This is a genomic window from Cereibacter johrii, from assembly GCF_001720585.1.
GTDB classification, from domain to species: Bacteria; Pseudomonadota; Alphaproteobacteria; order Rhodobacterales; family Rhodobacteraceae; genus Cereibacter_A; species Cereibacter_A johrii.
This window is the reverse complement of sequence record NZ_MABH01000234.1, coordinates 1-7,156: the sequence shown is the minus strand read 5'-3', so window position 1 is coordinate 7,156 and position 7,156 is coordinate 1. Positions and strand designations below refer to the sequence as shown.

Sequence of the window (7,156 nt, the reverse complement as noted above, 5' to 3'; positions counted from 1 at the left end):
CCATGTGGTCGAGATCGACTATCACGACATCGAAGGGCTGGAACATTGACCACCAGCCCGTCGTCGATGCCCGTCCGGGCGCGCGGGCGCGGCAGCGACGCTTCGGCGCGGCCTGCCCCGGGACCGGGCTTTTCGGGACAATTGGATTTGCCTCGCGGCCCGCTGCATGTCAGAGCTTCGCGCGCCGGGGCGCCCGCGCCCTTCCTGCCGTCCCTGATCCCAGCGAGGACAAGATGACCGACGCCCTCTCCCGACTGCTCCAGACCCGCGACTGGCTCATGGCCGACGGCGCGACGGGGACGAACCTCTTCAACATGGGCCTGTCGTCGGGCGAGCCGCCGGAACTGTGGAACGTCGACCGCCCCGACAATATCCGCAGCCTCTACCGCGCGGCGGTCGAGGCGGGATCGGACATCTTCCTGACCAACAGCTTCGGGGGCAATGCCGCCCGGCTGAAGCTGCACGAGGCGCAGGGCCGGGTGGGCGAGCTGAACCGCATCTCGGCCGAGCTCGGGCGCGAGGTGGCCGATGCCGCGGGCCGTCCGGTGGTCGTGGCGGGCTCGATGGGCCCCACGGGCGAGATCTTCGAGCCGATGGGCACCCTCACCCACCGGATGGCGGTCGAGATCTTCCACGAACAGGCCGAGGCGCTGAAGGCCGGGGGCGCGGATGTGCTCTGGGTCGAGACCATCTCGGCGGCCGAGGAATTCAAGGCCGCGGCCGAGGCGGCCCGGCTGGCGGGGATGCCCTGGTGCGGCACGATGAGCTTCGACACCGCGGGCCGTACCATGATGGGGATCACGGCCGCGGCGCTCGTCGATCTGGTCACGAAGCTGCCGAACCCGCCGCTCGCCTTCGGCGCGAACTGCGGCGTCGGCGCCTCGGACCTCCTGCGCACCGTGCTGGGCTTTGCCGCCCAGGGCATCGAGGTGCCGATCATCGCCAAGGGCAATGCGGGGATCCCGAAATATCACGAGGGTCACATCCATTACGATGGAACGCCCGAGCTGATGGCGGAATATGCGGTGCTGGCCCGCGACGCGGGCGCGCGGATCATCGGCGGCTGCTGCGGGACGATGCCGGAGCATCTGAAGGCGATGCGGGCGGCGCTCGAGAGCCGCCCGCGCGGGCCGCGGCCTTCGCTCGAGACCATCTCGGAGACGCTGGGGGGGTTCTCCTCGGCCTCGGACGGGTCGGACGATGCGGGGCCCGCGCGCGAGCGGCGCCGGCGGCGGAGCTGAGGAGCCGCCGGGGGCGGGGCCGTCTGCCCCTCCCCCGGACCCCCGCCCCGAGGATATTTTTCCAGAGTGAGACGAGGCGCCGCGGGCGCCCCCGGGGCCTAGAACAGGCTCAGCTGGTCGCCCGGGCGCGGCGGCGGGCGGAAGAGATCGGAGCGGAGCGCGGGCTGCGCCCGGTCGAGCCCGTGGCGCGCGGAGGCCAGCCGGAAGCGGCGCGCGATCAGGTCGGCCCAGATGCCCTCTCCCCGCATCCTCTTGCCGAAGGCCGGATCGTAGTCGCGTCCGCCGTGGATCTCGCGGATCCGGGCCAGCATCTTGGCGGCGCGGTCGGGGTAATGCTCTTCGGCCCAGGCGCGCAGGAGCGGCGCCACCTCGCGCGGCAGGCGCAGCATGATCCAGCTGGCGGCCACCGCCCCTGCCCCGGCCACCGCTGAAAGCAGGCGGTCGAGCTCGCTGTCGGTCAGGCCCGGGATGACCGGGGCGATCATGGCCCGCACCGGAATGCCCGCCTCGGCCAGCCGCCGGATGGTCTGGAGCCGCCGCTGAGGAGAGGGCGCGCGGGGTTCGAGCCGGCGCGAGAGGCCCGGATCGAGCGTCGTGACCGAGAGGCCCACGCGCAGGAGACCCTCGGCGGCCATCGGCGCGAGCAGGTCGAGATCCCGCTCGATGAGCGTGCCCTTCGTCGTGATCGCGACGGGATGGCGGAAGGCCGCGAGCACCTCGAGGATCTCGCGCATGAGCCGGTGCGTGGCCTCGATCGGCTGGTAGGGATCGGTATTGGTGCCGAGCGCGACGGGCGCTGCGCGATAGGATCGCGCGCGGAGCTCGCGCTCGAGCACGGCGGCGATCCCGGGGCGCGCGATCAGCCGCGTCTCGAAATCGAGACCGGGCGAGAGGTTCAGATAGGCATGGCTGGGGCGGGCGAAACAGTAGATGCAGCCATGCTCGCAGCCGCGATAGGGATTGACCGAGCGGTCGAAGGGCAGGTCCGGCGAGCGGTTGTAGGTGAGCGCCGAGCGCGGCCGCTCGGTCCTGACCTCGGTGCGCAGGAGCCGCTCCTCCTCGGGCAGATCCCAGCCGTCGTCGAAAACCTCGCGCCGCTCGGTCTCGAACCGGCCGGTCTCGTTGGCGAGCGCCCCGCGGGCGCGCAGGCGCAGGGTGGGGGAGAGGCGGGGATCGCGCGAGGACATGGGTCCATCCTAGAACACAAAGGGAACGACGGCCACCCCTTCCGCAGCGGCTGGGCCCGCTGTCGGCTTTCATCCGCTCCATGTCGCAAACCGATGAGTGTCCGCGGACCTTTGGCCGCATTCAGTCGGAAACCCCTACTCCCTCAGGAGCCCGCCATGGCTGACGACGAAGAGATCATCCTGTCCGAACTCGATGACGAGGAGCTCGTGCTGCAGATGCACGACGACCTCTATGACGGGATGAAGGACGAGATCGAGGAGGGGGTGAACATCCTCATCGAGCGCGGCTGGACGCCCTATGACGTGCTGACGAAGGCGCTGGTGTCCGGCATGACCATCGTGGGCAACGACTTCCGCGACGGGATCCTCTTCGTGCCGGAGGTGCTCCTGGCCGCGAACGCCATGAAGGCGGGCATGACGATCCTGAAGCCGCTGCTGGTCGAGACCGGGGCGCCGCGGATGGGCAAGATGGTGATCGGCACCGTGAAGGGCGACATCCACGACATCGGCAAGAACCTCGTCGCCATGATGATGGAGGGCGCGGGCTTCGAGGTGGTGGATCTGGGCATCAACAACCCGGTCGAGAAATATCTCGAGGCGCTCGAGACCGAAAAGCCCGACATCCTCGGCATGTCGGCGCTGCTGACGACGACGATGCCCTACATGAAGGTCGTGATCGACACGATGAAGGAAAAGGGCGTGCGCGACGACTATATCGTGCTCGTGGGCGGCGCGCCGCTGAACGAGGAGTTCGGCCGCGCCATCGGGGCGGATGCCTATTGCCGCGACGCGGCGGTGGCGGTCGAGACGGCCAAGGTGCAGGTCGCGCGACGTCACAACCGCCCCAACGCCTGAGGCCTTTTCCCGGACGGCGGGAATGCTCATCTTGAGGGAAAGGAGCCCTGCCATGCCGCCCGCCCTCCTGCTCGCCATGATCGCGACCGTCCTCCTCGCCGCAGGGGTGACGGTCGCGCTGTTTCACGGGGCGGGATGGCCGCTCGGGGCGCTCGGGCTGGTGGCGCTGGTGGCGAGCCTCCTCCTGCGGCTGCGGCGGGGGCCGTGATGGGCCTTGACGACCGCCGCCTGTCCGACGAGGGGCTGGCGCCCGAAGGCAGGGGGCGCATCCGCCTCATCGCCTGCGGGGCGCTGGCCCACGAGATCCTGGCCTTGAAGCGGGCGAACGGCTGGGATCATCTCGACCTGCAGTGCCTGCCCGCCAAGCTCCATCTGCGGCCCGAGAAGATCGTCGAGGCGGTCGAGGCGGCGGTGCGCGCGGCCGAAGGGCCGGTCTTCGTGGTCTATGCCGATTGCGGCACCGGCGGCGCGCTGGAACGGACATGCCGCGATCTGGGCGTCGAGATGGTAGAAGGGCCGCACTGCTACTCCTTCTTCGAGGGCAACGCGGCCTTCGCCGCCCGCGCCGACGAGGAATTCACTGCCTTCTACCTGACCGACTTCCTCGTGCGGCAGTTCGAGGCCTTCGTCTGGCGCCCGATGGGGCTCGACCGGCATCCCGAGCTCAGGGACATGTATTTCGGCCATTACACGAAGCTCGTCTATCAGGCGCAGACCGAGGATCCGGCACTCGACGCCAAGGCCGAGGACTGCGCCCGCAGGCTGGGGCTCGCCTATGAGCGGCGCTTCACCGGATATGGCGATCTCGCGCCCCGGCTGGCGGCCCTGGGGCGCTGAGGGGGCCGGGCGTCGGCCGGCCAGGCGGTTCTCCGGCGGCCTCTTGCGCGTACGCGGGCTGCGCGGCGGACGGGCTCTTTCCGCCGCCTCCCCCTTGGCTTAGGGTCGCGGCACGGCAAGGAGGAGATCATGCGGATCGACGCGGCACTCGGCGACATCGAAGCGGTTCTGGGCGAGCGGCTCTCGCGCTCGCGTCCCGTGCGCGAGCAGCATGCCCAGAGCGAGACGCATCTCCATGCGGGTCCGCCCGATGCGGTGGCCTTTCCGCGTTCGACGGCCGAAGTGGCGCGGATCGCCGAGATCTGCACCGCCCACCGCGTGCCGATGGTGGGCTGGGGCGCGGGCACCTCGCTCGAGGGGCACGCGCTGGCGCTCAGGGGCGGAGTGACCGTCGACTTCGCCCAGATGGACCGGATCCTCGAGCTGCGCCCCGAGGACATGATCGTGCGCGTCCAGCCCGGCCTGACCCGCGAGGCGCTGAATGCCGCGCTGCGCGACACGGGCCTTTTCTTCCCGGTCGATCCGGGCGCCAATGCCAGCCTCGGCGGCATGGCCGCGACCCGCGCCTCGGGGACGACGGCGGTGCGCTACGGCACGATGCGCGACAATGTGCTGGGGCTCGAGGTGGTGCTGTCCGACGGGCGGGTGATCCGCACCGGCACCGCCGCGCCGAAAAGCGCGGCGGGCTACGATCTGACCGCGCTGATGGTGGGGTCGGAGGGCACGCTCGGCCTCATCACCGAGCTTACGCTGCGGCTTCACGGCCAGCCCGAGGCGGTGTCGGCCGCCGTCTGCGCCTTCCCCGACATGGGGGCTGCGGTGGGCTGCGTGATCGAAACGATCCAGCACGGCATCCCGATGGCACGGATCGAATTTCTCGATGCGGCCTCGGTCGCCGCCTGCAACGCCTATGCCCAGATGGAGATGCCGGCAGTGCCCCATCTCCTGATCGAGTTCCACGGCACCGAGGCGGGCGTGGCCGAGCAGGCGGAGCGCTTCGGCGAGATCGCGGCCGAGCACGGGTCGGCGGACTTCCAGTGGGCCACGCGCACCGAGGACCGGGCGCGGCTCTGGAAGATGCGCCACGCGGCCTACCGCGCCTGCCTTGCGCTGCGCCCCGGCGCCGAGGGCTGGGTCACGGATGTCTGCGTGCCGATCTCGCGGCTGGCCGAGGCGGTCGAGGAGACTCAGGCCGATCTCGCGGCGAGCCCGGTGCCGGGGCCGATCCTCGGCCATGTGGGCGACGGCAACTTCCATGCGATCCTGCTGGTCGATCCCCAGAGCGCGGAGGAGCTGGCCGAGGCGAAGCGCCTGTCGGGCCGGATGGCCGAGCGGGCGCTGCGGCTCGGCGGGACGGTCACGGGCGAGCATGGGATCGGCTTCGGCAAGCTCGGCTACATGGAGGCGGAGCATGGCGAGGGCTGGGCGGTGATGGGCGCGATCAAGCAGGCGCTCGATCCGCTGGGGCTGATGAACCCCGGCAAGATGGTGGCTTCGGCATGAGCGCGCCCACCCCGGAGGATTTCCCGCGCCGCTTCGCCGCCCTCTGGGCTGCCCGCGATGCCGAGGCGCTGTCCGAGCTGCTGGCGCAGGATGCGACCATGCTCACCCTCACCGGCCTCTGGTGCGAGGGGCGCAAGGAGATCCTCGCCGCGCTGAAGGCCGAGCTGTCCGGCGCCTTCGCCCGCTCGCGGCTCGTGACCGGCAAGACCGACCTGCGGCCGCTCGGGCCGGGGGCGACGCTGGTCCATCAGCGCTTCGTGCTCTCGGGGCTGGTCGATGCCGAAGGGCGCGACGCGGGGCGGATCGGCGCCGTGCTGACGGCGGTGCTGCTCGCCCGCAAGGCCGGGAGCGAGGCCGTCACGCTGCATTTCACGGTGGTCGAGGGCTGAGGCGGGCCCCTCAGTCGAGCAGCGCGCGCGCCGCCTCGCGCGCGGCATCGGTGATCGTGTCGCCTGCGAGCATCCGGGCGATCTCCTCGATCCGGTCGCCGGCGCCGAGCGGGCTGACGGTCGAGGTGGTCATGCCATGGGCCACCCGCTTCTCGACCCGCCAGTGATGCGCCCCGAGGGCTGCCACCTGCGGCGAGTGGGTCACGACCAGCACCTGCGCGCCCTCGGCCAGCGCCTTCAGGCGACGGCCCACGGCGTCGGCGGTGGCGCCCCCTACCCCGCGGTCGATCTCGTCGAAGATCAGCGTGAGGCCGGGGCTGTCGCCCGTCAGGCAGACCTTGAGCGCCAGCAGGAAGCGCGAGAGCTCGCCGCCCGAGGCGATGCGGTTCAGGGGGCCCGCGGGCGCGCCGGGGTTGGTGGCCACGGTGAAGGCCACGGCGTCGCGGCCCTCGGGGCCGGGATCGGCCTCCGTCACCTGGGTCTCGAACACCGCGCGCTCCATCTTGAGCGGCGCAAGTTCGGCGGCCATGGCTGCATCGAGCCGGCCCGCGGCCCCGCGGCGCGCCTCGGACAGGATCGCGGCCTCGGCCTCCCAGGCGGCTTCCGCCTCGGCCAGCGCCCGGCGCAGGGCGTCGATCTGCTTCGTGCCGCCATCGAGCGCCGCCAGACGGGCGCGCAGCTCCTCGGCGAAGGTGCCGAGCTCGTCGGGCAGCACCGAATGTTTCCGCGCCAGCGCCCGGATCGCGAAGAGCCGCTCTTCCAGCGCCTCGAGATCGCGCGGGTCGAAGTCGAGATCGGCAAGGCAGGCTTCCACCCCGTCCTGCGCCTCGCCCAGTTCCAGAAGCGCCCGCGACAGCGCGGCGAGCGGCGCCTCCAGCCGGTTGCCCGCCCGGTCCGAGGCGGTCTCAAGCCAGCGCAGCGCATCGACCAGCAGCGTCTCGGCCCCCTCGGCCGAGAGCGCGCGATGGGCGCGGGCGATGTCGTCGCGGATCTTCTCGGCACCCTGCATCTCGCGGCGGCGGGTGTCGAGCAGCGCCTCCTCGCCCGGCTGCGGATCGAGCTTGTCGAGCTCGGCCACGGCATGGCGCAGGAAATCCTCCTCGGCGCGCACGGCGGCCAGCGCCTCCTCGGCGGCCAGAAGCGT

8 protein-coding genes are annotated in these 7,156 nt (G+C 71.5%); 6 read left to right on the top strand and 2 right to left on the bottom strand.

All coding sequences use genetic code 11. The features are described 5' to 3' along the window. Positions 1 to 233: 233 nt before the first annotated feature. Complete coding sequence (gene bmt / locus A9O63_RS19615; RefSeq protein ID WP_069333403.1) at positions 234 to 1,241, top strand: betaine--homocysteine S-methyltransferase; 1,008 nt, start codon at positions 234 to 236, stop codon at positions 1,239 to 1,241. 98 nt (positions 1,242 to 1,339) lie between these two features. On the opposite strand, the gene A9O63_RS19610 is transcribed toward bmt, so the two are convergent. Further along, positions 1,340 to 2,428: a PA0069 family radical SAM protein gene (locus A9O63_RS19610; protein ID WP_069333402.1), complete on the bottom strand. Its 1,089-nt coding sequence runs from the start codon at positions 2,426 to 2,428 to the stop codon at positions 1,340 to 1,342. Positions 2,429 to 2,584: 156 nt separating this feature from the next. On the opposite strand from A9O63_RS19610, the gene A9O63_RS19605 reads away from it, so the two are divergent. From A9O63_RS19605 to A9O63_RS19590, 5 genes are all read left to right on the top strand, one after another. Next, positions 2,585 to 3,283, top strand: coding sequence for a corrinoid protein (locus tag A9O63_RS19605; protein WP_069333401.1), 699 nt, complete (start codon positions 2,585 to 2,587; stop codon positions 3,281 to 3,283). 52 nt (positions 3,284 to 3,335) lie between these two features. Next, positions 3,336 to 3,491, top strand: a complete 156-nt coding sequence (locus A9O63_RS22425; RefSeq protein ID WP_084296076.1) for a hypothetical protein — start codon at positions 3,336 to 3,338, stop codon at positions 3,489 to 3,491. Then, positions 3,491 to 4,120 (top strand): DUF1638 domain-containing protein, encoded by a 630-nt coding sequence (locus A9O63_RS19600; RefSeq protein ID WP_069333400.1) that lies wholly within the window; start codon positions 3,491 to 3,493, stop codon positions 4,118 to 4,120. Before A9O63_RS22425 ends, A9O63_RS19600 begins: the two co-directional genes overlap by 1 nt. Before the next feature lie 129 nt (positions 4,121 to 4,249). Beyond that, on the top strand, positions 4,250 to 5,623 hold the full coding sequence (locus tag A9O63_RS19595; RefSeq protein ID WP_069333399.1) for an FAD-binding oxidoreductase: 1,374 nt from the start codon (positions 4,250 to 4,252) through the stop codon (positions 5,621 to 5,623). After that, positions 5,620 to 6,012, top strand: a complete 393-nt coding sequence (locus A9O63_RS19590) for an SgcJ/EcaC family oxidoreductase (RefSeq protein WP_069333398.1) — start codon at positions 5,620 to 5,622, stop codon at positions 6,010 to 6,012. The genes A9O63_RS19595 and A9O63_RS19590 overlap by 4 nt, the downstream gene beginning before the upstream one ends. 10 nt (positions 6,013 to 6,022) lie before the next feature. On the opposite strand, the gene A9O63_RS19585 is transcribed toward A9O63_RS19590, so the two are convergent. Further along, positions 6,023 to 7,156 (bottom strand): DNA repair protein RecN (locus tag A9O63_RS19585; RefSeq protein WP_069333397.1); only part of this gene is annotated, 1,134 nt, incomplete at its 5' end.